This window comes from Pseudomonas sp. 91RF (assembly GCF_003576265.1).
Classification (GTDB): Bacteria; Pseudomonadota; Gammaproteobacteria; order Pseudomonadales; family Pseudomonadaceae; genus Aquipseudomonas; species Aquipseudomonas kribbensis.
In genome coordinates this window covers 63,837-90,004 of record NZ_QWFC01000009.1, presented here as the reverse complement: position 1 = coordinate 90,004, position 26,168 = coordinate 63,837, and the positions used below count along the sequence as shown (strand labels likewise).

Annotated in this window: 17 protein-coding genes; 15 read left to right on the top strand and 2 right to left on the bottom strand. The window is 60.8% G+C overall.

The genetic code is table 11. The features are described 5' to 3' along the window. Positions 1-40: 40 nt before the first annotated feature. Both DXT77_RS01520 and pgm read left to right on the top strand, forming a co-directional pair. Entirely contained in the window at positions 41-1,441 is a 1,401-nt protein-coding gene (locus DXT77_RS01520; RefSeq protein WP_119426354.1) for a PLP-dependent aminotransferase family protein, read from the top strand. A gap of 109 nt (positions 1,442-1,550) precedes the next feature. Further along, on the top strand, positions 1,551-3,197 hold the full coding sequence (gene pgm, locus DXT77_RS01515) for a phosphoglucomutase (alpha-D-glucose-1,6-bisphosphate-dependent) (protein ID WP_119426353.1): 1,647 nt from the start codon (positions 1,551-1,553) through the stop codon (positions 3,195-3,197). A 62-nt stretch (positions 3,198-3,259) separates the two neighbouring features. Here the strand turns inward: pgm and DXT77_RS01510 are convergent, their stop codons facing one another. After that, positions 3,260-3,955 (bottom strand): pirin family protein, encoded by a 696-nt coding sequence (locus DXT77_RS01510; RefSeq protein WP_119426405.1) that lies wholly within the window; start codon positions 3,953-3,955, stop codon positions 3,260-3,262. A gap of 279 nt (positions 3,956-4,234) precedes the next feature. Here DXT77_RS01510 and DXT77_RS01505 point away from each other — a divergent pair, with 279 nt between their 5' ends. Continuing rightward, the gene (locus DXT77_RS01505; protein WP_119426352.1) at positions 4,235-6,709 is read left to right on the top strand and encodes a UvrD-helicase domain-containing protein; all 2,475 of its coding nucleotides are present in this window, start codon (positions 4,235-4,237) and stop codon (positions 6,707-6,709) included. A gap of 57 nt (positions 6,710-6,766) precedes the next feature. On the opposite strand, the gene DXT77_RS01500 is transcribed toward DXT77_RS01505, so the two are convergent. Further along, the gene (locus DXT77_RS01500) at positions 6,767-7,039 is read right to left on the bottom strand and encodes a DUF1652 domain-containing protein (RefSeq protein ID WP_119426404.1); all 273 of its coding nucleotides are present in this window, start codon (positions 7,037-7,039) and stop codon (positions 6,767-6,769) included. A 263-nt stretch (positions 7,040-7,302) separates the two neighbouring features. Between DXT77_RS01500 and DXT77_RS01495 the strand changes: the two genes are divergently transcribed. The 12 genes from DXT77_RS01495 to DXT77_RS01440 all read left to right on the top strand — a co-directional run bounded on the left by DXT77_RS01495 (position 7,303) and on the right by DXT77_RS01440 (position 26,151). Further along, the gene (locus DXT77_RS01495; protein WP_119426351.1) at positions 7,303-8,118 is read left to right on the top strand and encodes an AraC family transcriptional regulator; all 816 of its coding nucleotides are present in this window, start codon (positions 7,303-7,305) and stop codon (positions 8,116-8,118) included. 51 nt (positions 8,119-8,169) lie between these two features. Further along, entirely contained in the window at positions 8,170-9,576 is a 1,407-nt protein-coding gene (locus tag DXT77_RS01490; protein WP_119426350.1) for an FAD-binding oxidoreductase, read from the top strand. Between the two features lie 29 nt (positions 9,577-9,605). Then, positions 9,606-9,950, top strand: coding sequence for a cupin domain-containing protein (locus DXT77_RS01485; protein WP_119426349.1), 345 nt, complete (start codon positions 9,606-9,608; stop codon positions 9,948-9,950). 56 nt (positions 9,951-10,006) lie between these two features. Next, positions 10,007-11,092 (top strand): polyamine ABC transporter substrate-binding protein, encoded by a 1,086-nt coding sequence (locus tag DXT77_RS01480; RefSeq protein WP_119426348.1) that lies wholly within the window; start codon positions 10,007-10,009, stop codon positions 11,090-11,092. 405 nt (positions 11,093-11,497) lie between these two features. Then, the gene (locus DXT77_RS01475) at positions 11,498-12,961 is read left to right on the top strand and encodes a serralysin family metalloprotease (protein WP_119426347.1); all 1,464 of its coding nucleotides are present in this window, start codon (positions 11,498-11,500) and stop codon (positions 12,959-12,961) included. A gap of 92 nt (positions 12,962-13,053) precedes the next feature. After that, positions 13,054-13,482, top strand: a complete 429-nt coding sequence (locus DXT77_RS01470; protein WP_158593086.1) for an AprI/Inh family metalloprotease inhibitor — start codon at positions 13,054-13,056, stop codon at positions 13,480-13,482. A gap of 204 nt (positions 13,483-13,686) precedes the next feature. Further along, complete coding sequence (locus DXT77_RS01465) at positions 13,687-15,474, top strand: type I secretion system permease/ATPase (RefSeq protein ID WP_119426346.1); 1,788 nt, start codon at positions 13,687-13,689, stop codon at positions 15,472-15,474. Next, the gene (locus DXT77_RS01460; RefSeq protein WP_119426345.1) at positions 15,471-16,820 is read left to right on the top strand and encodes an HlyD family type I secretion periplasmic adaptor subunit; all 1,350 of its coding nucleotides are present in this window, start codon (positions 15,471-15,473) and stop codon (positions 16,818-16,820) included. Before DXT77_RS01465 ends, DXT77_RS01460 begins: the two co-directional genes overlap by 4 nt. 2 nt (positions 16,821-16,822) lie before the next feature. Then, positions 16,823-18,190, top strand: coding sequence for a TolC family outer membrane protein (locus DXT77_RS01455; RefSeq protein WP_119426344.1), 1,368 nt, complete (start codon positions 16,823-16,825; stop codon positions 18,188-18,190). Positions 18,191-18,232: 42 nt separating this feature from the next. Next, a complete protein-coding gene (locus DXT77_RS01450) occupies positions 18,233-21,127 on the top strand; it encodes an autotransporter serine protease (RefSeq protein ID WP_119426343.1) in 2,895 nt (964 codons plus the stop codon). A gap of 191 nt (positions 21,128-21,318) precedes the next feature. After that, entirely contained in the window at positions 21,319-24,405 is a 3,087-nt protein-coding gene (locus DXT77_RS01445; RefSeq protein WP_119426342.1) for an autotransporter serine protease, read from the top strand. A gap of 57 nt (positions 24,406-24,462) precedes the next feature. Beyond that, the gene (locus tag DXT77_RS01440) at positions 24,463-26,151 is read left to right on the top strand and encodes a polyurethanase (RefSeq protein ID WP_119426341.1); all 1,689 of its coding nucleotides are present in this window, start codon (positions 24,463-24,465) and stop codon (positions 26,149-26,151) included. Positions 26,152-26,168 lie beyond the last annotated feature (17 nt).

Here is a 26,168-nt window from a genome sequence, read left to right as displayed (position 1 = left end):
GTGTGGTGCCCGATCGCCAAAGAATGCCGGACGCCCGTTCATGAATGCCTCGCGTGAAACCGATTTCGCCTATCAGGCGGTCTATCGCTATCTCACCCAACTGATCGATGGGCCAGGCGGCGAAGGTGCGATGCGGCTGCCATCCTTGAGGCAACTGGCCGAACGGTTGAACGTATCGATTTCAACCATCCAGTACGCCTATGCGCTGCTCGAGAAAGAAGGCCGGGTCTATTCAGTGGCCAAGTCCGGGTATTTCGCACAACCGGCGTCCTCGGTCATGCCGCCGGGTCGAGGCAATGATTTGCTGGAAACCGTCTACGTCAACGCAAGGTGTTTCGGCATGCGCGTATTGAGCGCCGACGATCCGGCATCGATCCAGCCGCTGGACAGTCCGTTGCTGATGCTCGAACGGGAGCTGATGCGGCAATACCCTCGGCAATCACAGGTCCCGGCCCAGCCGTGTGGCGAGCTTGAGTTGCGTATGCTGCTGGCGGCTCGCTACACCTCATCACCGACTCACTGCTGGCACGCCGAGGACGTCTATATCGGCGCTGATGTGAGAGGGGTGCTGGAGATCCTGATCGCTGTCCTCGAACTGCGTAACGCAACCGTGGTGGTTGAATCGCCCTGTGACTGGATGGTGTTGCGCCTGTTCCAGTCTGCCGAAGTGAGGGTCATCGAGCTGCCGGTGCAACCTGGCGGGGAGCTTGATCCACGGCAATTGAAAATGTTGCTGGAAACCGAGCCGGTTCGACTGATCCTGCTGTCTTCTTTGTTGAACATGCCCCGTGGCAGTCTGGCACCTGAGGCTAATCGAGAGGCCATAGCGCAGCTGCTCAGGGATCATGGAACCTGGGTGCTGGAAAACGACAGTTACAGCGAACTGGGTGACGACTGTGAACGTCGACCTCTGCGGGATTTGCTGGATCCGGATCGTCTCCTGGTGTTTTCCACCTTCGAAAAGGTGATCGGTGTAGAAGCGCCTTACGGCTTCGTGCTTGCTCGCCAGTGGCGCACCGACTTGCAACGGCACTTTCTGCTGCGCTCGTTCCGGCTTTCGCCGATTCGCCAGAAGGCCATTGCCCGACTGTATGCCAGTGGTCGGGTCGATCAGCATCTCCCGGTGTTGAAGCGCCTGCTCAAGGAGCGTCGTACCCGGTTGATCGAGTTGCTGCGCGAAGGGCTGGGTGACGCGCTGCACATCGATGAGCCGCAGGGCGGCGCGACGGTCTGGGTGCGCTCGTCGCGCCGAGTGGTGATGGGCGCGGTGTTTCAACGCCTGCTCAAGCAGCACGTGTTGATCGCACCGGGCGAACTGTTCAGCGCGCAAGGCATGCATGGGCAACACATGCGGCTGAGTGCGACAGCAAGCAACGGGCCAGAACTGGAAGGCGTCGTCGGTTTGATCGGCGATGCGTTGCGGCTGGCGCCCGATGGCTGAGCTGTTAAAAAACATCGGGGACGCACCGGATAGATCCCATCGCACTACGGTCAAACTGCCAGTAAACTCCGCTGTAATTTCCTGAACCACTCTATTTCAGAGGTTTTGCATGACACTCAGTCCTTTTGCGGGCAAACCGGCACCGGCAGAGTTGTTGGTCGACATCCCGCGACTGGTAACGGCGTATTACACCGGTCAACCCGACGCTTCGATTTCCACCCAGCGTGTGGCGTTTGGTACTTCCGGGCATCGTGGCAGCTCCTTCGACTTGAGTTTCAACGAGTGGCACGTTCTGGCCATCAGCCAGGCGATCTGCCTGTACCGCGAAGCCCAGGGCATCACCGGCCCGCTGTTTGTCGGCATCGATACTCATGCGCTGTCCACACCGGCCGGGGCCAGTGCCCTGGAAGTGCTGGCAGCCAACGGCGTGACCGTGATGATCGACGAAGGCGATGAATACACCCCGACGCCGGCCGTGTCCCACGCCATTCTTTGCTATAACCGCGGCCGCACCACCGGCCTGGCTGACGGCATCGTCATCACGCCGTCGCACAACCCGCCACAAAGCGGTGGCTACAAATACAACCCAACCAATGGCGGCCCGGCGGACACCCATATCACCAAGTGGATCGAAGCCAAGGCCAACGAACTGCTGGCCAACAAACTGGCTGGCGTTAAACGCATCAGCTACGAGCAGGCACTTAAAGCTCCGACCACGCACCGCCACGATTACGTCAACACCTACGTGGCCGACCTGATCAACGTCATCGACTTCGATGCCATCCGTGGCGCCAAACTGCGTCTGGGTGTCGATCCATTGGGCGGAGCAGGGGTGCGCTACTGGTCGGCCATCGCCGAGCACTATCGTCTGGACCTCGATGTGGTGAACAAGGAAGTCGATTCGACGTTCCGCTTCATGACCGTCGACTGGGATGGCCAGATCCGCATGGACCCGTCGTCCAGCCATGCCATGCAAGGCCTGATCGGCCTCAAGGAACGCTTCGACGTGGCGTTCGCCTGCGATCCGGACCACGACCGTCACGGCATCGTGACTCCGTCCGGCGGTCTGCTGGCGCCGAACAATTATCTGGCAGTGTCGATCGACTACCTGTTCCAGAATCGCCCGCAATGGCGCGCCGACGCGGCCGTGGGTAAAACCGTGGTCAGCAGCGGTCTGATCGATCGTGTGGCCAAGCGTCTGGGCCGTCGTCTGTACGAAGTGCCGGTCGGCTTCAAGTGGTTTGCCGACGGTCTGTTCGACGGCTCCCTCGGTTTCGGCGGTGAAGAAAGCGCCGGTGCCTCGTTCCTGCGCAAGGACGGCGGCGTCTGGAGCACCGACAAGGACGGTCTGATCCCGGCCCTGCTGGCTGCTGAAATGACTGCCCGTACCGGTCGCGACCCAAGCCAGGCCTATCGTGCACTGACCGAAGAGCTGGGCGAGCCGTTCTCGGTACGCGTTGATGCCAAGGCCAACCCTGAGCAGAAAGCCCTGCTGAGCAAGTTGTCGCCGGAGCAAGTGACTTCCACCGAGCTGGCGGGCGAGAAGATCCAGAGCATTCTCAGCAAGGCACCGGGCAACGATCAGGCCATCGGCGGTCTGAAAGTGATGACCGAGAACGGCTGGTTCGCCGCGCGTCCTTCGGGCACCGAGGACATCTACAAGATCTACGCTGAAAGCTTCATCGGCGACGACCACCTCAAGCAACTGGTGGCCGAAGCGCAGACCCTGGTCGATGGTGCAATTTCCACCAAGTGATCAGTGCTGAATAAAAAAGGGCGACCATGAGGTCGCCCTTTTTTTGCCTGTAATCCAGCCGATCAGGCCAGATCCACCAACACGATTTCACTGTCTTCAATGGCCGTGACGGTCAGCACCGGTTCCTGGCTCACCGCGACACCGTCTCGAGCTTGTGCACGCAGGCCGTTGACTTCAATCACACCGGTGGCCGGTACGAGATAAGCGCGACGTCCTGCATCGAGTCGATATTCAGCGGTTTCCCCGGCCTTGATGGTGGCCGCCACCAGACGTGCGTTGGCGCGAATCCGCAGGCTTTCATCGTCACCGTCCTTGCCGCTGGCCAGCGTCACGAAGCCTTCGCGCTCACCTTTGGGGAAAGGTCTGGCGCCCCAGGATGGCGGTGCACCGGTTTCGGTCGGCAGAATCCAGATCTGGAAGATCTTGGTCGGGGTCGCCTCCAGGTTGTATTCACTGTGGGCGATCCCGGTGCCGGCGCTCATTACCTGAACGTCGCCGGCTTCGGTGCGGCCCTTGTTGCCCAGGTTGTCCTGATGGGTAATCGCACCTTCACGCACATAGGTGATGATTTCCATGTCCCGGTGCGGGTGAGTGGGGAAGCCGGTGCCCGGGGCGATGATGTCATCGTTCCACACCCGCAGGTTGCCCCAGCTCATGCGCTGTGGATCGTAGTACTCGGCGAACGAAAAATGGTGATGGGCATCCAGCCAGCCGTGATGGGCGCCGCCCAGCGAGCTGAAGGGTCTGAGTTCAAGCATGATCTTCTCCTCAAAAGGTTCGTCATGGGGCGTTTCGGCCGCAGCCACGAAGCGAGACCGGTGATTGATGGCGAGCATCATCTATCAACTAACAATCGAGAAAAAGCGTAAAAAGTGCTGCATTCCCATCGAATTTGCTGATGTTAAAAATCTCGAAACGCTCTCATGCAGCCTTCAGTTCATCGCCTAACTCAATGACCCGTAAGCATTTCGCTAGAACTCAGCAGCAAATGCAGACACCATAGCCCTCAACAGCATCAGCCTCTGGAGTCCGTCAGCGTGGCGCAACACACCCCCGATCTTCCTCCCGAACTTCGTCCCTTGGCCGAGATGCCGTGGTTCAAACGCCTGGCGGCGCGTTTTCTCGGGCATGGTCTGACGCAGTTGCGCGCCCAACATCGGGCATCGTGGCTGCACGGTCAGGCCGATGGCTTTCGCAGCGGGCACACCGCCGGGTTCGACTACGGCTACAAGGAAGGCAAGGCCGAGGGGCTGGAGGAGGGCCGTCAGGTCCTGTTGATCCGCGACAGCCGCAGCACCGAGCATCGCGCGCCGGGGATCGACAATCACCTGTTCGATGACTGGCGCCTGCCGCTGACAGCCGAGCTGAAGAAACGCATCAAGGCTGACGTTGCCCGCTTGCTGCCGGCCCACGCCCAGCCGAGCGTGGCGCAATGGAAGATGATCTTCAGTGATACGCCGTCAACGTCGGTGGTCGCCGGGGCGGGGGGCGGCAAATCGACCACGCTGGTGTTGCGCATCCTGCTGTTGACGCACTACCTGGGCTTTGAGCTGGACTCGATGACCGTGGTGACTTTCACCCGGGAGTCGCGCAAAGACTTCATCAGCAAACTGATCGAGCTGTTTGCCCTCTGGGGTCATTCCCTGAGCCAGAAGACCGCCCGGGATCTGGTACGCACCTTTCATTCGCGGATTCTGCCAATGGTGCGCAGCCTGCCGGGGTTCGAGCGTTTGCAGGCGTTTGAAAACCTCAGTCTCGGAACACAGGGCGGGGACGATGACGTTGACAGCAATCCGTTCGATCTGCGGATCAACGACGCCCAGCGCCAGCAGCTCAACGCCTGCTATCACCGGCTCTACACCGAGGACGAGCGTTTCCGGCAATTGATCCAGCCATTGTCCCGGCATGCCTTCCAGCTCAAGGAGCTGGAGCGCGATCACCCGGACGTGCAAAAGCGTATGGCGGTGACCGAACTGGCGGCCAAGCGTGACGAAGAACTGTGCGATGTGATCGAGGATCTATGGTTTCGCGCCGGTGCCTGGCCGATCAAAGGGGTTGAGCCGAATCGTCAGACCTTCGAGATCAACGGCTCGACCTTTCACTGTCATGGCTATATCCCGAGTCTCGATGCCTGGGTCGTTTTGGGCTTCGATCCGAGAGAAAACCCGCAAATCTGCCGTCCCGATGCCAAGCTGACGGTCCGCGCAGAATGGGCCGTGAAGCGCACTCTGTTTCAAGCTTTCTGTCGTAAGCCATTGATCTGGATAGATAGTTACGAGTCATCAAGACGCGTTTTGGCTACGTTGGCCGGTGATGCCAGTGCCGGTCCCGGCTTCGATTACAAGGTCAAGGGAGAACTCGCATCCGCGCCGTTGCTGGACTGTTTTGTCGTTGCCGCCGGGTTTATCGAGAACCTGGGACTGGATGTGCCGGACGTCGTTGGCCGCATGAGTTTCGCCAAGGATGATCCGGACCGGTTTTTCTTCGAGGCGCTGAGCCTGTTCTGGCGCGCACTGGAAGATCACTTGCTCGATCAGAAGCCGCCGGTCATGACCTACAACCGCATGTTCGCGCTGTTCAGCGAGCACTCGCCGGAAAACCTCAAGCTTCTGAGCGATGAACTGCTGCGCCCCATGTCGCACCTTATGATCGACGAATTTCAGGACGTTTCACCGCAGATCGTCTCGTGGATTCGCGCCGGTCTTGCAGAGATCCGCAGCCGTGGCCCGGCGATGCACGTCGGACGCGGCGCGCAACGCTCATCCTTGCTGTGCGTGGGCGATGACTGGCAGTCGATCTACGGCTGGCGCGGCAGTTCGCCAAGCTATTTCATGGAATTCAACAAGGAGTTTTCCTCGCCGAGCACCACGCGGGTGATGCTCAGCGACAACTATCGCAGCCATCAGCACATCATCGACGCAGCCGAGCATATCGTCCGTGCCGCACCGGCGATTCCCGGCAAGAAAGCCAAGGCCAGCGGCGAGGAGAAGTCGTTGCAACCGGTCAATGTACTGGAACGCGACGACCAGGCACTGGGTCAACGCTTGGCGGAGCACTACAGAAACGGCGATTCAATCCTGATGCTCTATCGAAAAAGTAGCGATAAGTCATTGATTGAACAGCATATTCAGTCAGTAGTTAATGTTGATTCGAGCTTGCCGTACGAGTCACGGCGCTTGAAGCAGCTGACCTATCACAGCGCCAAAGGCTTGCAGGCCGATGCGGTGTTTCTGCTGGGCGACTGCCAGCACCTCACCAGTTCGCCCTACAAAAATCAGGTCTACCGCATGGCCGGGCTGGGCAAGGTCGGTGACAACGAGCCTTACGATACGGCGCAGAAGGACGAAATCCTGCGTCTGGCCTATGTCGGCATTACCCGGGCAGTGAGTCATTGCTATTGGTACGTCGAGCCGCAGGATGCCCAGGCCGTGAACATGCCGCGTGCGTCGGACCGGGTCGCCAAGGGCAAGCCGTTCTTTGTCGATCACCGGCCGGAAAAGAAAACCGCCTGAACCGATCGCCCACAAAAAAGCCCGCGCACAGCGGGCTTTTTATTTTAAATCAATGGTTTAGGCGTAATTTCTAAGAGACTCAGGAGGAACAAAGGCTTCCAGTTCGTCCTCGACGGCTTCGATTATTCGTTCGACATCCGCTGCATTCATCACCGTTGCGCAAGGAATGCCGGCAATGGCGATCAGGGTTTCGCCGCTGGCCCGATCGAACAGGCGGGCGATCATGCTGCCCGGTGCGTCCATCGTGGCTTCGAAACCCATGGGATGAAAATGCCAGCGCATCAGCTGGCAGGCATTGGGGAACGTGACCTTGCTTGACCCTTTGTTCATGTGTTGCCCGCCTTCTTCATCGAGCGCTTCCGTTTGCTCATGGTAGGTGGGAAGAGCCTTCATTGGCTCAACCGGTGACTGTCCTTAAAAGTAGCATCTGGATGTGAAAAGCCTGTGAGAATTTTCAGGCCGTTTGGCGATTGCTGGGATTTTTTTGATGTAAGTCACGGCTGATGAAATCATCGCCAAAGTGCCATCACGTCCGGGTTGTTGATGCCGGGCCCGAAGTTGGGCAAGCTCGGTTCTTTTGCCAAGAGTCCCTTATGCACGCCGATGATGACGGCCCGCAGCAGACCCCGGCCACGGCCGAAACGGTCATGCGCTATCACCTGTGCTGGAAACACCGGGACCTGGATGGCGTCATGGCGCTGTACCATCCGGACATTCAGTACAACGATTTCTTCCAGAACCGCGTGCTCGGCCTCGACGAACTGCGCGAGTACGTTCGCGTCAGCATGCCCCGTGAATCCGACGAAGCGCTGGAGCATTGCGACCGGATCCGCATCGACGGCAATACGGCGTTCATTCAGTACGAAGTGACCCTGCGTGGCGGTAATGGCCTGGTGTCGTTCCGTTCCAGCGAAGCGATTACCGTCAAGGACGCGAAAATCTGGCGGGTCAACGAATACGCATCCCTGGTGCGCGAGCAGGGTTCCAGTACCTCGACGCCGAGTCAGCGTCCGGCGGCGAGCCGACTGGGCCTTTCGCCACGTCAGTTGAGTTTCATGGCCGAAGACCTGCAGCAGTATTTCCAGCGTCAGCAGCCGTACCTCGATCCCGAACTGGATCTGCAACGGGTGGCGAAGGAGTGTGGTTACAGCCGCAATCAGATTTCCTATCTGCTGAACCAGGTGCTGGGGCAGAGCTTCTACCGCTACGTCAATCAGGCGCGGCTCCAGCATTTGTTGCAATCGCTGGATAACGCGACGCCGCCGCTGCGCATTGATGAGCTGGCGTTCGCCGCCGGGTTCAACTCGATTTCGGCGTTCTATAGCTGTTTCCGCCAGCACACCGGCCAGTCACCCAAGGCTTATGCCAAACAAATTTCTTTGCGGGCACGCGCGCAAGACAGTCCTTGAGGTCTGCCACTAGGATCGACGCCATCGAAATCTGGATTGGCGGAGTCTTGCATGCCGGCGTGGCGCACTATCAGTTTGTGGATGGACCAACTCGACGAGCCGCTCACCGCGCGCCCGGCGCTGGAACAAGACCTTGACGTCGACGTGGCAATCATCGGTGCCGGTTACACCGGGCTGTGGACCGCGTACTACCTGAAGAAGCACGCGCCGGGCCTGAACATCGCCATCATCGAGGCGCAAACCGCCGGTTTTGGCGCGTCCGGTCGCAACGGCGGCTGGTTGATGGGCAATCTGTTGGGCGAGGATCGCCTGCTGGCGGGCCTGTCACCACAACAACGCCGCGCCTCATTCGATCTGCTGCACAGCATTCCCGATGAAGTGGAAGTCGTCCTCGAGCGCGAAGGCATCGACTGCGATTACCGCAAGGGCGGGGTGCTGTACTGCGCCGCGCGCTATCCCGAGCAGGAAGCCAGCCTGCGCGAGTATCTGAACAAACTGCACGCCCAAGGCCTGACCGACGACGATTATCGCTGGCTCAATCCTGAACAACTGGCGCAGCAGATTCGCGTCGCCAAACCTTATGGCGGCATCTACGCACCCCATGTGGCAACCATTCAGCCGGCAAAACTGGTGCGCGGCCTGGCCCGAACCGTTCAGGGCATGGGCGTGAAGATCTACGAAAACAGTCCCGTAACCCACTGGCAGGCGGGCAGTCTGCGCACCGACAAGGCCAGCGTTCGCAGTCGCTGGATCGCTCCGGCCATTGAAGGTTATTCGGTGACATTGCCGCCGCTGGGGCGTTATCAATTGCCGGTGCAGAGCCTGATTGTCGCCACCGAACCGTTGTCGGCGGCGACCTGGGACGAAATCGGCCTCAATCGTGGCCAGGCCTTCAGTGAATTCAGTCGTCAGGTCACTTACGGCCAGCGCAGCGCCGACAATCGGCTGATTTTCGGTGCCCGTGGTGGCTATCAGTTCGCCGGCCAGTTACGGCACAACTTCGATCTGACCCGGGACGAGGTAGAACTGCGGCGCTATCTGTTCGGCGAACTGTTCCCGCAACTGAAAAACACCGCGATCACCCACGCCTGGGGCGGCAACCTCGGCATGTCCCGGCATTTCAAACCGCACATGCTTTGTGATCGGGCCAATGGCATTGCGCTGTCCGGCGGTTATGGCGGGGAGGGCGTCGGGGCTTCCAACCTCGGTGGCCGCACCCTGGCCGATCTGATTCTCGAGCGCGATACCGAACTGGTGCATCAGCCCTGGGTGCTGCCGGACGGCGGAATCCATGCGTTGCGCGCCTGGGAGCCAGAACCGTGCCGCTGGCTTGGCTACAACGCGATCATCAAAAGCTTCGTCCACGAAGACCAGACCCTGGCCAACCCGTCGACCGCGCCCTGGCGACGCAAGCTTGCCAGTCGGGTGGCCGGGTTCATGGAAGGTTTCATGCACTAAACGTTGTTCAATTCCAAATAGGTAACGCCATGAGCATCACCCAATTCAAGAACACCGCCACGCTGCAACTGGACGAATCCAGCCCGGTGGCCGTGCCGCTCGGCACACCGGTCGCGGTGGCATCGACCACCAGCGTCGTGCGCGACGACGGCGTCGAAACCGGCGTCTGGGAATGCACCCCGGGTCGCTGGCGGCGGCAGATCACCGCCCAGGAGTTCTGCCACTTCATTTCCGGCCGCTGCACGTTTACCCCGGACGATGGCGGCGAAACCCTGCACATACAAGGTGGCGACGCACTGATGTTGCCGGCCAACACGCTCGGCATCTGGGACATCCAGGAAACCGTGCGCAAGACCTACGTCCTGATTTTCTGATTGCTTGATCCTTTTGATTGCCTGCCAACAACAATAGCCAATACAGGAATCGATCCATGATCCGAAAGACCCTCGCTCTCGCCCCCTTGGTGCTCGCCGCTTCCCTTGCTCAGGCAGCGGAAACGGTCAAGGTCTACAACTGGTCCGACTACATTGCGCCGGACACCGCGAAAAACTTCGAAAAGGCCACCGGTCTCGGCGTCACTTACGACGTCTACGACAGCAACGAAACCCTCGACGGCAAATTGATGACCGGCAAATCCGGTTACGACGTGGTGTTTCCATCCAACCATTTCATGGCGCGGCAGATTCAGGGCGGGGCGCTGATGAAGCTCGACAAGAACCAGTTACCGAACTGGAAGAACCTCAACCCGGTGTTGCTCAAGGCCTTGCAGACCAACGATCCGGGCAACGAGCACGGTTTTCCTTACCTGTGGGGCAGCACCGGCATTGGCTACAACATCGCCAAGGTCAAGGCGGTGCTGGGCGATAACGCGCCAGTGGATTCCTGGGACCTGATCTTCAAGCCCGAATACATGGAAAAGCTGCAGAAGTGCGGCGTGGCGATCCTCGACAACGGCCCGGAATTGCTGCCGGCAGCGCTGAACTACCTGGGTCTGCCGCATCACAGCAAGAACCCCGAGGACTACAAGAAGGCCGAAGCGCTGCTGATGAAAGTCCGGCCGTATGTCAGCTACTTCCATTCCTCGAAGTACACCAGCGACCTGGCCAATGGCGACATCTGCGTGGCGGTGGGTTTCTCCGGCGACATCCTGCAGGCGGAAAACCGCGCCAAGGAAGCAAAGAACGGCGTCGATATCGGCTATGCGATTCCCAGGGAAGGCGCCGCGATCTGGTTTGACATGGTGGCCATGCCCGCCGACGCCCCGGATGCCAAGGCCGGTTACGCCTTCATGAACTACCTGCTGCAGCCCGACGTCATGGCCGGCATCAGCAACTACGTGCATTACGCAAACGGCAACGAACAGGCCGACAGCCTGATCGACCCGGCCATCAAGAACGACACCAAGGTGTATCCGAGCCCGGAAATGATGGGCAAATTGTTCGCGCTGGAGGCCATGCCGCTGAACATCGACCGGATCCGCACGCGCGTCTGGAACAAGATTCGTACCGGTAGCTGAAAAAAAACTGTCGGAGCGGGTTTTTCCCCGCTCCGTCAAAGGCATATGACGCCTGCTGCATATGTTTACTTGTTTGATGTCACTTCGCTGGCACCGCACTAATAAAGTGCAGAAAAGTGAGACGCGGCTAACAAAAAGTAACTTACCGATATTTAATATTTAAATAAGAAATCGTCAGACAATTAGGCAAACTCACCACACTTGCAACATTCTTTCAGCGGCACGCGCTTTGTTTACGGGACTTTCCCGGAATAGTTCAATTTGATCTCGAAAAATCGCTAGACGACAGATTTCAAATTGTGTCAGGTTTCTTACGCCTTCATTGGGCGAGTGATAGGACAATCTCGCCAGAGGTTGTCGCTATCGGACAAAAACTGTTCCATTGCTAAACAAGGAAGTGTGTTTATGTCGAAAGTAAAAGCTAATGCTATTGATACCGCCGAACAGGCTTTCCAGCTGAGCGCGGCGCCACAACCACTGGCAGCGACCAGTTCGGCGTTCAACCAGATCAATAGCTTCAGCCATCAGTACGATCGTGGTGGCAACCTCACGGTCAATGGCAAACCCTCCTTCTCGGTGGATCAAGCCGCCACTCAACTGCTGCGCGACGGTGCCTCCTGGCACGATCTCGACGGCAGCGGCAAGATCGAACTGACCTACACCTTTCTGACCTCCAAGACGGCCAACTTCGGCGGCCTGGGCGTCACCGGTTTCAGTCAGTTCAGCTCCCTGCAAAAAGCCCAGGCGGTGCTCGCCATGCAATCCTGGGCCGATGTCGCCAACGTGACCTTTACCGAAGCAGCCAAGGGTGGCGACGGCCACATGACCTTCGGTAACTACAGCGGCGGTCAGGAAGGCGCGGCGGCATTCGCGTTCCTGCCAGGCACCGAGCCAGGTTATGACGGTCAGTCCTGGTACCTGACCGGCAGTGGATACGACGTCAACAAGAACCCGGGCGTGAACAATTACGGGCGTCAGACGCTGACCCACGAAATCGGCCACACCCTGGGCCTGTCTCACCCTGGCGACTACAACGCCGGCAATGGCAACCCGACCTACAATGACGCTACCTACGGGCAAGACACCCGCGGCTACAGCCTCATGAGTTACTGGAGTGAAAGCAACACCAGCCAGAACTTCAGCAAGGGCGGTGTCGAGGCCTATGCTTCAGGCCCGCTGCTGGATGACATTGCAGCGATCCAGAAGCTCTACGGCGCGAACATGTCCACCCGTACCGGTGATACCACTTACGGCTTCAACTCCAACGCCGGTCGTGACTTCCTCAGCGCGACTTCATCGTCGGACAAGCTGGTGTTCTCGGTGTGGGATGCGGGCGGCAAGGATACCTTCGACTTCTCGGGTTTCACCCAGAACCAGAAGATCAACCTCAATGAAGCCTCGTTCTCCGACGTTGGCGGCCTGGTGGGCAACGTGTCCATCGCCAAGGGCGTCACCATCGAGAACGCCATCGGTGGTTCGGGCAACGACCTGATCATCGGCAACAGCGCAGCCAACGAACTCAAGGGCGGTGCCGGCAACGACATCATCTGGGGCGGCGGCGGTGCCGACAAGCTGTGGGGCGGTTCGGGTTCGGACACCTTCGTGTTCGCGGCCAGCTCCGACTCCAAGCCGGGTGCCATCGATCAGATCCTCGACTTTGCCAGCGGCCTGGACAAAATCGACCTGACCGGTATCACCAAAGGTGCGGGCCTGCACTTCGTCAGCGCCTTCACCGGTGCGGCGGGCGATGCGATCCTGACCACCTCGGGCGGCAACAGCCTGCTGTCGGTGGACTTCTCCGGGCACGGCGTGGCGGACTTCCAGGTCAGCACCGTTGGCCAGGCGGCGATCAGCGACATCGTAGCGTGATGTAAAAAGGAAAGCGGCGCGTGATGCGCCGCTTTCTTTGCTTGCATCGCTTTGGCCGGTAAGCAAGGCTACACGCCGGAGTGAAATTTCCTATGATCCAATTCGCTTTTACCCGCAAAGCGGCAGCGTATCTGTTGCCGATGCTGATGATGATTTCTGGAGAAACAACCATGGCAAGCAGCCTCAGACTCGAAGACCCATCGGTATTTGCCGGGCAGTGGCAAGCAACCCTGACCGCTCGCAACGACGCTCCCGAAGCACAGGCGCAGCAAGACAAGCCGTCGAACACCTGCCAGATTGACCTCGAAGCCAACCAGACCCTGGGCAAGGGCGCCGACTGCTTGAGCGCGTGGCTGCAGGACAGCGCCATCGGCTGGTTTCCCGACCCGGACGGTCTTTCGATCACTGGCAAGGAAGGCTCAAGAATCCAGTTTTTCAGCCGACAACGTGATGGGCTTTATCTGAGCACTTTGAAGTCAGGCCTGGTGATTACACTCGAACGAGCTGCCAAACAGCCCTGATCACCGGAACCGACTCACAGTTTAAATATAAGGCGCTCCGTTACAGTTATAAGCGAGTCTGCAATAACGCTGACGCCGGTTTAAATCGCGAAAGTTGTTGTTGAAGTGTAAGCCAATACTGACGGTGTATGTCCCGTCCTCTGTTCGGGCAATTAATTGAAGTCTCGCCAAGTACGGCGGGGAATATCATTTCAGGAATAATCAATGAAGATGGCGAAGGCCCCGGCCACCGCTCCCTTATTCAAGGCGTTGGGTGACTATAAAAGTATTCTGATCAGCGTCGGATGCTTTACCGCACTGATTAACGTGCTGATGCTGGTGCCCTCCATTTATATGCTCCAGGTCTATGACCGAGTGCTGTCTTCGCAAAACGAAACCACGCTGGCGATGCTGTCGTTGATGGTCGTGGGGTTCTTCGCGTTCATCGGCCTGCTGGAGGTGGTGCGCAGCTTCATCGTGATCCGCATCGGCAGCCAGCTGGAGCGCCGTTTCAACCTGCGGGTCTATCAAGCCGCGTTCGAGCGCAACCTGTTCAAGGGCGAGGGCAACGCCGGCCAGTCCCTGGGCGACCTGACCCACATCCGCCAGTTCGTCACCGGGCCTGCGTTGTTCGCGTTCTTCGATGCGCCGTGGTTCCCGGTCTATCTGTTTGTGATTTACCTGTTCAACGTCTGGCTCGGCGTTCTCGCCACGGCCGGCGCGCTGCTGTTGATCGCCCTGGCGTGCCTCAACGAATACATGACCAAGAAACCACTGGGCGAAGCCGCCGGTTTCTCGCAGAAGTCCAGCCAGTTGGCCACCAGCCACCTGCACAACGCCGAAACCATTCAGGCGATGGGCATGCTCGGCTCGCTGCGCAAGCGTTGGTTCCAGGTGCATTCACGCTTCCTCGGCTTGCAGAACCAGGCCAGTGACACTGGCGCGGTCATCAGCTCCCTGAGCAAGACCTTGCGCCTGTGCCTGCAATCACTGGTGCTGGGCCTGGGCGCATTGCTGGTGATCAAGGGTGACATGACCGCCGGGATGATGATCGCCGGTTCGATCCTGATGGGCCGCGTGCTCAGCCCGATCGATCAGCTGATTGCCGTGTGGAAACAATGGAGCGGGGCGAAGCTGGCTTACCGCCGACTCGATTCCCTGCTGCAGTCGTTCCCGCCAAGCGACGACGCCATGGCGCTGCCGGCGCCGAAAGGCCAGATCACGTTCGAACAGGTCAGCGCCGGCCCGCCCGGGCAACGTGCCGCGACCTTGCACATGGTCAATTTCAATCTGGCCGCCGGTGAAGTGCTGGGCGTGCTCGGGGCTTCCGGCTCCGGCAAGTCGACCCTGGCGCGGGTGCTGGTCGGCGTGTGGCCGACCCTCGGCGGCACGGTGCGCCTGGACGGTGCCGACATCCATCGCTGGAACCGCGATCAGCTCGGTCCGTACATCGGCTACCTGCCGCAGGATATCGAACTGTTCAGCGGCACCATCGCCGAGAACATCGCGCGCTTCAGCGAGACCGATCCGCAGAAAGTCGTGGCTGCCGCACAACAGGCCGGGGTTCATGAAATGATCCTGCGCATGCCGCAAGGCTACGACACGCAACTGGGCGAGGACGGCAGCGGTCTGTCCGGCGGCCAGAAACAGCGTGTGGCCCTGGCGCGTGCGATTTACGGCACGCCAAGCCTGGTGGTGCTGGATGAACCGAACTCCAACCTCGACACCGTCGGCGAAGCGGCGCTGTCCAGCGCCATCGTGCAACTCAAGGCGCAAGGCACCACCGTGGTGCTGGTGACGCATCGTTCTTCGGTGCTGGCCCAGGCCGACAAGCTGCTGGTACTCAACGACGGTCGACTGCAAGCCTTCGGTCCGAGCCATGACGTGCTCAAGGCGCTGTCCGGCAACCAGCAACAACAGCCGCAACAACAAACTGAAAAAACCGCGCAGGCACCGGGCGGGCTCAGCATGAGCCGGCAGTACCAGCCCACGACAAGGAATTCGGGTGTATGAGCAGCGCGAGCATGAACACAGAAAACGAAGCCACGATGGAACACGCGTATATCACCGAACGCCCGGAGCGCGACGCGAAATTCTTCGCCCGCGTGGGCTGGATTCTGGCACTGGCCGGCGCCGGCAGTTTCTTTGCCTGGGCGGCACTGGCACCGCTGGATCAAGGGATTCCGGTGCAAGGCACCGTGGTGGTTTCCGGCAAACGCAAGGCCGTGCAGTCGATGAGCAGCGGTGTGGTCAGCCGGATTCTGGTGCGCGAAGGCGAGATCGTGAAGCAGGGCCAGCCCTTGTTCCGCCTCGACCAGACCCAGGTCGCCGCCGACGTGCAATCGCTGCAGGCCCAGTACCGCATGGCCTGGGCCAGCGTGGCGCGCTGGCAGGCCGAGCGTGACAACCTCAAGCAGGTGACGTTTCCTCCAGAGCTGAGCGACAACGCCGACCCGCGTCTGGCGCTGGTACTGGAAGGCCAGCGGCAACTGTTCAGCAGCCGTCGTGAAGCGTTCTCCCGCGAGCAGGCTGCGCTGCGTGCCAGCATCGAAGGCGCCACCGCGCAACTGGCCGGCATGCGCCGTGCCCGCACCGACCTCAACGCCCAGGCCGATTCCCTGCAACAGCAGTTGAGCAATCTGCAACCGCTGGCGGACAACGGCTACATTCCGCGCAACCGTTTGATGGAATACCAGCGTCAGCTGTCGCAAGTGCAACAGCAACTGGCCGAGAACACCGGCGAAAGTGGCCGGGTGGAGCAGGGCATTCTCGAGTCGCGCCTGAAACTGCAACAGCACGGTGAGGAATACCAGAAAGAAGTCCGCAGCCAACTGGCCGACGCCCAACTGAAAAGCGTCACCCTGTCCGAGCAACTGACCTCCGCCGGTTTCGACCTGCAACACAGCGAAATTCTTGCGACCTCGGACGGCATCGCCGTCAATCTCGGCGTGCACACCGAAGGCGCCGTGGTGCGTCAGGGCGAAACCCTGCTGGAGATCGTCCCGCAAGGCACGCGCCTGGAAGTGGAAGGGCACCTGCCGATCAACCTGATCGACAAGGTCGGCACGCACCTGCCGGTGGACATCCTCTTCACCGCGTTCAACCAGAGCAAGACCCCGCGCGTTCCGGGCGAAGTCAGCCTGATTTCCGCCGACCAGATGGTCGATGAGAAAACCGGCGCGCCGTATTACGTGTTGCGCAGCAGCGTCAGCGATCAGGCCATGGAGAAGCTCAACGGCCTGGTGATCAAGCCCGGCATGCCGGCGGAAATGTTCGTCCGCACGGGCGAACGTTCACTCCTCAACTACCTGTTCAAACCGCTGCTCGACCGGGCCGGCTCCGCATTGACTGAAGAATAAGGATGTTCGGCTGTATGAATAAGCTTTCCATGCTGGCGGCAGCGTTCGCGCTGCTCGCGGGCAACAGTGCGGTGGCGGCCATGGGGCCGTTCGAGATCTACGAACAGGCATTACGTAACGACCCGGTGTTCCTCGGCGCGATCAAGGAACGCGATGCAGGCCTTGAAAACCGGGCCATCGGCCGCGCCGGGTTGTTGCCGAAACTGGGTTACAACTACAACAAGGGCCATAACACGTCGAAGGCCACGTCCCTCGACTCCCGGGCAAGGAACAACACTGAAGAGCGTAACTACAACAGTTACGGCTCGACCCTGACCCTGCAACAACCGCTGCTCGACTACGAAGCCTACGCGGCCTATCGCAAAGGCGTGGCGCAGTCGCTGTTTGCCGACGAAAACTTCCGCGGCAAGAGTCAGGAACTGCTGGTACGGGTCCTGGACAATTACACCAAGGCCTTGTTCGCTCAGGATCAGATCGACATCGCCCAGGCCAAGAAAAAGGCCTACGAGCAGCAGTTCCAGCAGAACGAACACATGTTCAAGCAGGGCGAAGGCACGCGGACCGACATTCTCGAAGCCGAATCGCGCTACGAACTGGCGACGGCCGAGGAAATCGAAGCCCGCAACGAGCAGGATGCCGCGTTGCGTGAATTGGGGGCACTGATCGGTGAGCAAGCGGTGAACATCACCGATCTGGCACCGCTGGATCAGAACTTCCAGACTTTCGCCCTGACGCCGGCCAACTACGACACCTGGCACGAACTGGCGATCAGCAACAACCCGAACCTGGCTTCCCAGCGTCAGGCCGTGGAAGTGGCGCGCTATGAAGTCGAACGCAATCGTGCGGGGCATCTGCCGAAAGTCAGTGCCTACGCGGCAATGCGCAAGAATGAATCGGAAAGCGGCAACACTTACAACCAGCGCTACGAGACCAATACCATCGGCTTCGAAGTCAACGTGCCGTTGTACGCCGGTGGCGGGGTATCGGCATCGACCCGTCAGGCCAGCCGCAACATGGAGCAGGCGGAATACGAACTGGACGGCAAGACCCGCGAGACTCTGATCGAGCTGCGGCGCCAGTTCAGTGCGTGCCTGTCCGGGGTCAACAAACTGCGCGCCTACCAGAAAGCCCTGACCTCGGCCGAAGCGCTGGTGGTGTCGACCAAACAAAGCATTCTCGGCGGTGAACGGACCAATCTGGACGCGCTGAACGCCGAACAACAACTGTTTACCACCCGCCGCGATCTGGCCCAGGCGCGCTATGACTACCTCATGGCCTGGACCAAGTTGCATTACTACGCGGGCACCTTGAGCGAGCAGGATCTGGCTCGGGTGGACGAAGCATTCGGGCAAGGCCCACGGACGCAATAACACCGTAGTTTTTACACCAAACAACAAAAACGAGTGGTGAACATGGACGTACGCTTCAAGCCGGCATCGGTCGGCGCCTTGTTGCTCGCAATTTCTGTCAGCCAGGCCCAGGCGCAATACCTGGAGTCTGGCAAACCTGGCGACGCCGCCAGTTGGCGTTCCGCCGAATTCCTGCGGGACTGGGGACTGGACCGGATGCAGGCCGATCAGGCCTACGCCGCCGGCATCACCGGCAAGGGCGTGAAGATCGGCGCGCTGGATTCCGGTTTCGACGCCGCCCATCCCGAGTTTGCCAGCGACCGTTATCATCCGGTGTTGAGCAGCGGCAGCTATGTCGATGGTGCGCTCTTCAGCGTCAACGGCACGCTCAATCCGAACAACGATTCTCACGGCACTCACGTGGTCGGAACCATGGGCGCTTCCCGCGACGGCACCGGCATGCACGGTGTGGCGTTCAATGCGCAGATCTACGTCGGCAACACCAACAAGAACGACAGTTTCCTGTTCGGTCCCAATCCCGACCCGCGCTACTTCAAAGCGGTCTACGACGCACTTGCCGATGCCGGCGTACGGGCGATCAACAACAGTTGGGGCAGCCAGCCGCCGGATGTCAGTTATCGAACCCTGAACGATCTGCACGCCGCTTACGCACAGCACTGGAACAAGGGCACCTGGCTCGATGCCGCCGCCGATGTTTCGCGCCGCGGCGTGATCAACGTGTTCAGCGCCGGCAACAGTGGTTACCCCAACGCCAGCGTGCGCTCGGCGCTGCCGTACTTTCAGCCGGATCTGGAAGGCCACTGGCTGGCCGTGTCGGGACTGGATCAAAGCAATCAGCAGAAATACAACCAGTGCGGTATCGCCAAATACTGGTGCATCACCACGCCGGGCGCGAAGATCGACAGCACCGTTCCCGACGGCGGCTACGGGATCAAGTCCGGCACGTCGATGGCCGCGCCCCATGCCACTGGCGCCCTGGCGTTGGTGATGGAGCGTTACCCGTACATGAACAACCAGCAGGCGCTGGAAGTGCTGCTGACTACCGCCACTCAGCTCGACGGTTCCGCGACCGACGCACCCAACGAGCGGGTCGGCTGGGGTGTGGCCAACCTGAAGCGGGCGATGGGCGGACCGGGGCAGTTGCTCGGGGCGTTCGACGCAAGTCTGGCCACCGGGCAACGCGATGTGTGGAGCAACGATATCTCCGACAAGGCACTGATCCAGCGCCAGAGCGAAGACCTCGCCGAACACAGCGCCTGGCAGCAGACCCTGCAGGACAAGGGCTGGCAGAACGGCGTTCCGGTCGGTGCCAGCCAACAGGACCAGACGGATTATGCCGTCGGCACGGCCCGTGAGGCGGCGGCTGCCAATCGGGTGTATCAGGGCAGCCTGATCAAGTCTGGCGCCGGGCATTTGATCCTGACCGGCGACAGCACCTATCGCGGCCCGACCACAGTCAATGGCGGTCTGCTGAGCGTCAACGGCTCGCTGACGTCGGCGGTCACGGTCAATGACAGCGGCACCCTCGGCGGTTCCGGGCGGATCGGTGCACTGACCGCCAACAGCGGCGGTCGTGTGGCTCCGGGCAATTCCATCGGCACCTTGAATGTGGTCGGTGACGTGACCTTCGCACCGGGCTCGACCTACGCGGTGGAGCTGTCACCGACGGCCAGCGACCGCATCGTCGCCGGAGGCACGGCGTCCATCAGCGGTGCCACCGTCAGCCTGTCACTGGAAAACAGCCCGACCTTGCTCAGCACCGCCGAAGCGAAAAGCCTGCTCGGTCATCAGTACGACATTCTGCAAGCGGCGGGCGGTATTCAGGGGCAGTTCGGCGCGGTAGTGCCGGATTACTTGTTCATCGGTGGCAGCCTCGCGTCCACCCGTAACGGGATCATGCTGAGTGTCGAACGCAACGCGACGTCTTTTGCCAGCGTCGGCCAGACGCCGAATCAGCGGGCTGTGGGCAGCGCCGTCGAAGGCATGGGCGCCGGCAACTCCGTGTACGAAAGCCTGTTGCTGTCCGCCACCGCCAGTGATGCACAGCAAGCCTTCCAGCAATTGAGCGGAGAAATCTACCCGGCCCTCGGTTCGGTGCTGATCAACGACAGCCGTCAGTTGCGCGACGCCATCGGCGAACGCCTTCACGATGCGAACAGCGCGCAAGGCAACGGCTGGGTCAAGGCCCTCGGCGCCTGGGGCACAACCGACTCGCGACACGACACCGCCGGCTACAGCACCTCGATTGGCGGCCTGCTGGCCGGTGTCGACGGTGCGCTGGACGAGCAGACCCGCATCGGTCTGGTGACCGGTTACAGCGACAGTTCGTTGAGCATGGGGTCCGGCACGCACGCTTCGGCCAAGGTCGACAGCTACCACCTCGGTGCCTATGCCGGGCATGACATCGGCGCTTGGCGTTTGAGCACTGGCGCGGCCTACAGCTGGCATCGCGCCGACGTCAAACGGGACCTGCAATACGGCGATGTCAGCGCCAAACAGAAAGCCAAGGTCGATGCCGCCACCACTCAGGTATTCGGCGAGGCGGCCTACCGGCTGAACGTGCAACCGCTGGCTCTGGAGCCGTTCGCCAATCTGGCTTACGTGCATCTGGACAGCGATGGTTTCACCGAGAAGGGCGATGCTGCCGCGCTGAAAAGCAATGGCGATCAGCGTGATACGGTGCTCAGCACCCTCGGCGTCCGGGCGGTCAAGACGATCAACCTGTCGGGCTCGCAGAAGCTCGATGTCAGCGGCCATCTCGGCTGGCAGCACAGCCTGACCGACATCGAATCCGAACAGCATTTGCGCTTCGCCAGCGGTAGCGCGCCATACAGCGTCGAAAGCTCGCCGCTGGTACGCGACGCCGCACTGGTGGGGGTACAGGCCAGCCTGGCCCTGAGCCGCGACGTACGGGTAAACCTTGATTACAACGGATAACTGGCCAGCCGCGAGAAGAGTCACGGCGTCGGCCTGAGCCTCAACTGGCAGTTCTGACTGATCGTTCCCACGCTCTGCGTGGGAATGCTTCAAGGGACGCGGAGCGTCACGGGCTGCATTCCACGCGGGAGCGTCGGAACGATCAATTCAAAAGACGGATTTTGTGCAACATCACTAAGGAAGGTCGCTGGATGAAAAACAACAACACCCCCGCGCAATCGGGTGGATGCTTTCGCCTGAAAACCCTCAACTGCGCCTTGCTCTGCGCCATGGCCACCTGGGGTAGCGCACACGCCGCGCCCTACGTGGAAAACGGCCGGGCAGGGGACCCGGCCAGTTGGCGAAGTGCCGAGTTCAAGGCGGACTGGGGCCTGGGCGCGATCGGCGCAGACTACGCCTACGCCGCCGGTTACACCGGTAAAGGCGTGAAACTGGGGATCTTCGACCAGCCGGTCTATGCCGCGCACCCGGAGTTTTCCGGCCCGAACAAAGTGATCACATTGGTCACCAGCGGTATCCGCGAATACACCGACCCGTACATCCCGGTCAAAGCCGGGGACGCCTTCCGCTATGACGGTTCACCGTCGGTGGGTTCCAACGGCAAGCTCGGCGCTCACGGGACCCACGTCGGCGGTATCGCGGCGGGCAGCCGTGATGGCGGGCCAATGCACGGTGTGGCGTTCGGTGCACAGATCATCAGTGCCGATAACGGCGACCCGGGGCCGGAAGACGGCATCGTCCGCGGCAACGACGGCGCGGTGTACAAGGCCGGCTGGGATGCCCTGATCGCCAGTGGCGCGCGAATCATCAACAACAGCTGGGGCATTGGCATCACAGATCGTTTCGACCTTGGCGGTCGCGACCCGGCGTACCCGCACTTCACCGTCAACGACGCGCAATTGCAGTTCAACGAGATCCGCACGCTGCTCGGTACCAAACCCGGCGGTGCCTATGACGGTGCAATCGCGGCCGCGCGCAGCGGGATCGTGACCATTTTTGCGGCGGGTAACGACTACAACCTGAACAACCCGGACGCCATCGCCGGCCTTGGCTACTTCGTGCCGGAAATCGCGCCGAACTGGATGACCGTCTCGGCTCTGCAAAGGAACCCGGACCAGACCAGCGCCAACCCGTACATCATGAGTACCTTTTCCTCGCGCTGCGGTTACACCGCGAGCTTCTGCGTCTCGGCGCCGGGTACACAGATCTACAGTTCGATCATCGGTGGCACCAACGCCGACAACCTGACCACCGGCTATGCCAACTACAACGGCACCTCGATGGCCGCGCCGCACGCCGCTGGTTCCGTGGCGGTGCTGATGGAGCGTTTCCCGTACATGACCGGCGCTCAGGTCGCCAGCGTGTTGCGCACCACCGCCACCGACCTTGGCGCTCCGGGCATCGACGCTCTGTACGGCTGGGGCATGATCAACCTGCGCAAGGCCATCGACGGCCCGGCGATGTTCGTCACCGAGCAGGACATCCCGGCCGAGTTCCGCATCGAAGGCGCCTACGGTTCCAGCCAGTTCGTGGCGGATCTGCCGGGGATCGGCGCGATCATCGACGCCGGCAAACCTACCCAACGGGTATGCACCGACATCACCTGCGGGCTCGACACTTGGCGCAACGACATTTCCGGCCACGGCGGTCTGACCAAACAGGGGATCGGCACCCTGGTGATGACCGGCGCCAACACCTACACCGGCCCGACCCTGGTGAATGGTGGCCGACTGGCGATCAATGGCTCACTGCAATCGGCGGTCACGGTCAATGACGGCGGTATTTTGGGCGGTAACGGGCGCATCGCCGCGCTGACCGCGAAAAGCGGCGGTATCGTGGCGCCGGGCAACTCCATCGGCACCTTGAACGTGGCCGGTGACGTGACCTTCGAACCGGGCTCGACCTATTCCGTGGAAGTTTCGCCGACCAGCAGCGACCGCGTGGTCGCTGGCGGCACCGCCATCATTGACGGCGCAACGGTCGCCCTGACCCTGGAAAACAGCCCGACGCTGTTGACCACGACTGAAGTGAAATCGCTGCTGGGCAGTCAGTTCAACATTCTGCAGGCGGCGGGTGGCATTCAGGGGCGCTTTGGTCAGGTCTTGCCCAACTACGCGTTCCTCGGCGGCACCCTCGATTACTCCTCGGGCGGTGTTCAACTGAATGTCGGGCGCAACGGTGCTTCGTTCGCCAGCGTCGGCCTGACGCCGAACCAGCGCGCCGTCGGTGCGGCCGCCGAACGTCTGGGGGCGGGCAATGCGTTGTTCGAAACCCTGCTGCTGTCGCCGACCGCCGCCGTTGCGCAGGACGCGTTCCAGCAACTGTCCGGCGAGATTCACCCGGCCATCGGCACGCTGCTGATCAACGACAGCCGTTACCTGCGTGATGCGGTGGGCGAGCGTCTGCGCGAACGGGATCTGTTCGACGCTGGTGCGCCGACCGATGACCGCAGCAATGCCTGGTTCAAAGTGCTAGGTGCCTGGGGCAAGACCGATGGCGGCCATGAAAATGCCAATTCCAACAGCTCCATTGGCGGTCTGTTGCTCGGTGTCGATGGTTTGATTACTGAAGATACTCGCTTGGGTTTCGTTACCGGTTATAGCGACAGTTCTTTGAACATGGGCAGCGGCACGCACTCGTCGGCATCGATTGACAGCTATCACCTGGGTACGTACCTGGGGCACCAGATCGATGCCCTGCGCCTGACCGCCGGCGCGGCTTACAGCTGGCATCGCATCGACGTCAAACGTGACCTGCAATTCGCCGGTGTCAGCGGCAAGCAGAAAACCAAACGCGATGCGACCACCGCACAACTGTTCACAGAAGCCGCCTACGATCTCGGTCTGCAGCCGATGAACCTGGAGCCGTTCGCCAACCTGGCTTACGTGCACCTGAACAGCGACAGCTTCACCGAGAAGGGTGATGCCGCCGCACTGAAGGGTGGTGAAGACAACCGCGACGCCGTGCTGTCGACCCTCGGCGTCCGCGCCAAGCGCACGTTTGCCCTGTCGGACAAACATCAGCTGGAACTGGGCGCGACACTGGGCTGGCAGCACAACCTGAGCAGCGTGGATTCCGACAGCCACTTGGCCTTCGTCAATGGCAATAGCGCGTTCAACGTGCAAAGTGTGTCGATGGATCGAGATGCCGCGGTGGTCGGCGTTCGTGCCGGTCTGGCGCTGAATCGCGATGTCCGGGTCAACCTGGATTACAACGGACTGATCGGTTCGAACGAGAAGGACCACGGTGTGGGCCTGACGCTGGACTGGCAGTTCTAAGGTGTAGCGGCAGTTCTGCAGAGAACTGCCGTTTTTGAAAGGAAGAGAGAGCACGACATGGGATTGTTCGATTACAAAAATGCCGACGGCAAAGCGTTGTACAGCGATGCCATCGCGCTGACGCTGTATTCCTACACGCCGACCGGGCAGGCTTTGCCCGGCACCGGTTGGGCGCCACTGGGCGCCTCGGCCCTGGGTTATCAAGGCAAGACCGACGCGAAGGGGACGTTCTTCGGCGAGAAGGACGGTTTCACCAGCGCCGAGGCGGAAGTGCTCGGCAAATACGACGCCGCCGGCAAGCTGATCGGTATCGGCGTGGCCTTTCGCGGCACGGGCGGGCTGAATTACAGCGACACCTTCGGCGACATGAAAAACAACCTGCTGGCCGCCATCGGGCCGGTGGATTACGCCAAGAACTACGCGAAGAACGCCTTCGACAACCTGCTCAAATCCGTGGCCGCGTTTGCTTCGGCCCATGGCATCGCTGCCAGGGACGTGCTGATCAGCGGCCACAGCCTCGGCGGGCTCGGGGTCAACAGCGTGGCGGAACTGAGTGCCAGCGACTGGGGTGGCTTCTTCAAGGACGCCAACTACATTTCCTTCGCCTCGCCGACCCAGAGCAGCACCGGCACCAACGTGCTGAACATCGGCTACGAGAACGATCCGGTATTCCGTGTGCTCGACGGCACCACGTTCAGCACGGCGTCGATGGGCAAACACGACAAGCCGCACGACTCGACCACCGACAACATCGTCAACTTCAACGACAATTACGCGTCCACCGCGCAGAACCTGGTGCCGTTCAGCATCGTCAACCCGCTGAACTGGTCGGCCCACAGCTCGCTGGGCTATGCCGATGGCCTGAACCGGGTGATCGACTCGAAGTTCTACAACCTCACCAGCCAGGACTCGACCATCATCGTGTCCAATCTGGAAGCCTCGTCCCGGGGCAAGACCTGGGTCGAGGATCTGGGCCGCAGCGGCGAGCCGCACACCGGCAGCACCTTCATCATCGGCACCGACAGCAACGACTGGCTCAAGGGCGGGGCGGGCAACGACTTCCTTGAAGGTCGTGCCGGCGATGACCTGTTCCGCGATGACGGGGGCTTCAACATTCTGTTGGGCGGTCAGGGCCACAACACCTTCGACCTGCAGAAGCCATTGCAGAACTTCAGCTTCGCCAGCGACGGCGACGGCACGCTATACGTGCGCGACGCCTACGGCGGCATCAGCATGACCCGCGACATCGGCGCAATCGTGAGCAAAGAGTCCGGTTCGATGTGGAGCAGCAAGGAAATCACCTGGACCGTCACCGGCAAAGGCCTGGCCAACGGCGCCGAACTGACCCAGTACAACCATTCGCTCAACGGCGGCGCACTCGGCGACACGCTGAAAGCCACCGCGGACGGCGACTGGCTGTTCGGCCTGGGTGGCGACGATCACCTGTTAAGCGACAAGGCCCACGTGACCTTCGTCGGCGGCGCCGACAACGACGTGATGAGTGCGGTGGGTGGCAACAACACCTTCCTGTTCAGCGGCGCGTTCGGCTTCGACTCGATCAATGGCTACCAGGGCAGCGACAAACTGGTGTTCATGGGCGTGCAGGGCGCGGGGCAGGGCTACGACTACAAGCAGCATGCTTCGCAGTCGGGCGCCGATACCGTGCTGAAGATTGGCGACTATGCCGTGACCCTGATCGGGGTGGGTGTGGCTAACCTGTCGGACTCGAGTTTCGTGTTCGCCTGATTCCGTGCGGGAACCAC